Genomic DNA, 1569 nt, shown 5'->3' on the forward strand with positions numbered 1-1569 from the left:
CGTTCGGCGTCGCGCGGGGGGGGTTGCCCAACGACCGTTTGTTTCAATCCGCCGGGGGGCGGCGGCGCGCGCACCTGGGGGGCGCGGCCCGGGGCGGGGGGGGGGGGCGGGGGCGAGCCGACGCCCGCCCCCGCCCCTACTGTCCCAGGGCCTCGTGCAGGGCAGGTCGCACGTGCTCGCCCAGCAGGGTGTGTACGGTCGTGCCGGGCAGTGTGGGCAACGACGCCCAATGGGTGACGGGTTCGGCGCAGGGGCGGCCGTACGGCAGGCGCACGACCCGGTCGGAGTCGACGAAGCAGTCGTGGTGCTCGGTGCCGTCGGCGTCGACGTGGCGGGTGGCGAAGACCATCGGCATCACGAGCCAGAAGTCCCGCGCGGACTCGTCCTGCGCCCCCGCCTCGTCGTCGATCGGGTAGCGGCCCGTCGTTGCCGCCGCCACGGGCATGCCGTCGTTCGGCAGCCCCTCGCGTACGTCCACCCACACCACGCTCGTGTCCATGTGTGCTCCGATTTCGGTCCGGTGTGTGGTCGCTACGGGCGGGCGGTCGACGCCGCCGGTACGCCCCCGGCGGGGTCGACAGCTTCGATCGCCTTGACCAGGGGGGCCAACTCGGGGTTCCCGGCCGCTTCGTCGAGGGCCTCGCGCAGGGCGGTGTCGTTGGTCGGCCGGGCCTGCGCCAGAAGCTTCAGTCCGGCGTCGCTGACGTCGGTGTAGATGCCGCGGCGGTCGGTGGGGCACAGGTAGCGGGCCAGCAGCCCGCGGTCCTCGAGCCGGGTGACCAGGCGCGTGGTGGCGCTCTGGCTGAGCACGACGGCGTCGGCGACCTGCTTCATCTGCAGGTGGCCGCCCTCGCCGTCGTGCTGGCGGCTGAGCACGTCGAGCAGCGAGTACTCCCGCACGCTCAGGTCGTGCTCGGCCTGCAGCGCGCGTTCGATCTGCGCCTCGATGCGGCCGTACAGGACGTAGAGCGCGGCCCATCCGTTGGCGAGGGCGGTCAGTGCGGGATCCGTGGCGGTCATGGGCCCGAGTCTCCTTCCGGGTACGGCAGGCAGGCGTTCAGGGTACTCCGTTTTCTGAAATATCGGCTGTCACGCATATAGCGCTTGCACAAGTATTAGCGATGGATGACTACCGGCATTTGCACTTATAGCGCGTATGCAACTATTGTCGAGGCTCGTAAGGAGCACCAGCAATCGTATGGAGGGTCCGCGTCATGCCTCTCGCGCTCCTCGCCCTGGCCATCGGGGCGTTCGGGATCGGCACCACCGAGTTCGTGGTCATGGGCCTGCTGCCCGAGATCGCGGACGACTACGGCGTGTCGATCCCCACCGCCGGACTGCTCGTCACCGGCTACGCGATCGGCGTCGTCGTGGGTGCGCCGCTGATGACCGTGCTCGGCAACCGGATCGGGCGCAAGACGATGCTCATGGCCCTGATGGGCCTGTTCGTCGTCGGCAATCTCGTCTCCGCGCTCGCGCCCACCTTCGGCGTCATGGTGGGGGGGGGCTTGGTGGCGTGCCTCGCCCACGGCGCCTTCTTGGGAATCGGCTCGGGGGCCGCCCCCGGCC

At 70.6% G+C, this 1569-nt stretch carries 3 protein-coding genes; 1 reads left to right on the top strand and 2 read right to left on the bottom strand.

Annotation, left to right across the window (positions count from 1 at the left end; all coding sequences use genetic code 11):
* Nucleotides 1-136: 136 nt before the first annotated feature.
* Both ACFRCG_RS48500 and ACFRCG_RS48505 read right to left on the bottom strand, forming a co-directional pair.
* Entirely contained in the window at nt 137-499 is a 363-nt protein-coding gene (locus ACFRCG_RS48500) for an AQJ64_40280 family protein (RefSeq protein ID WP_380043059.1), read from the bottom strand.
* A 32-nt stretch (nt 500-531) separates the two neighbouring features.
* Complete coding sequence (locus ACFRCG_RS48505; RefSeq protein ID WP_380043060.1) at nt 532-1020, bottom strand: MarR family winged helix-turn-helix transcriptional regulator; 489 nt, start codon at nt 1018-1020, stop codon at nt 532-534.
* Nucleotides 1021-1214: 194 nt separating this feature from the next.
* Here ACFRCG_RS48505 and ACFRCG_RS48510 point away from each other — a divergent pair.
* On the top strand, nt 1215-1569 hold a 355-nt coding region (locus ACFRCG_RS48510), incomplete at its 3' end, for an MFS transporter (protein ID WP_380043062.1).

The organism is Embleya sp. NPDC056575, from assembly GCF_042793325.1.
Lineage (GTDB): Bacteria > Actinomycetota > Actinomycetes > Streptomycetales > Streptomycetaceae > Embleya.

What these genes read in the sequence shown, in the direction of transcription:
- ACFRCG_RS48500 (WP_380043059.1), bottom strand. Translation starts at nt 499, where the DNA reads ATGGACACGAGCGTGGTGTGGGTGGACGTACGCGAGGGGCTGCCGAAC.
- ACFRCG_RS48505 (WP_380043060.1), bottom strand. Translation starts at nt 1,020, where the DNA reads ATGACCGCCACGGATCCCGCACTGACCGCCCTCGCCAACGGATGGGCC.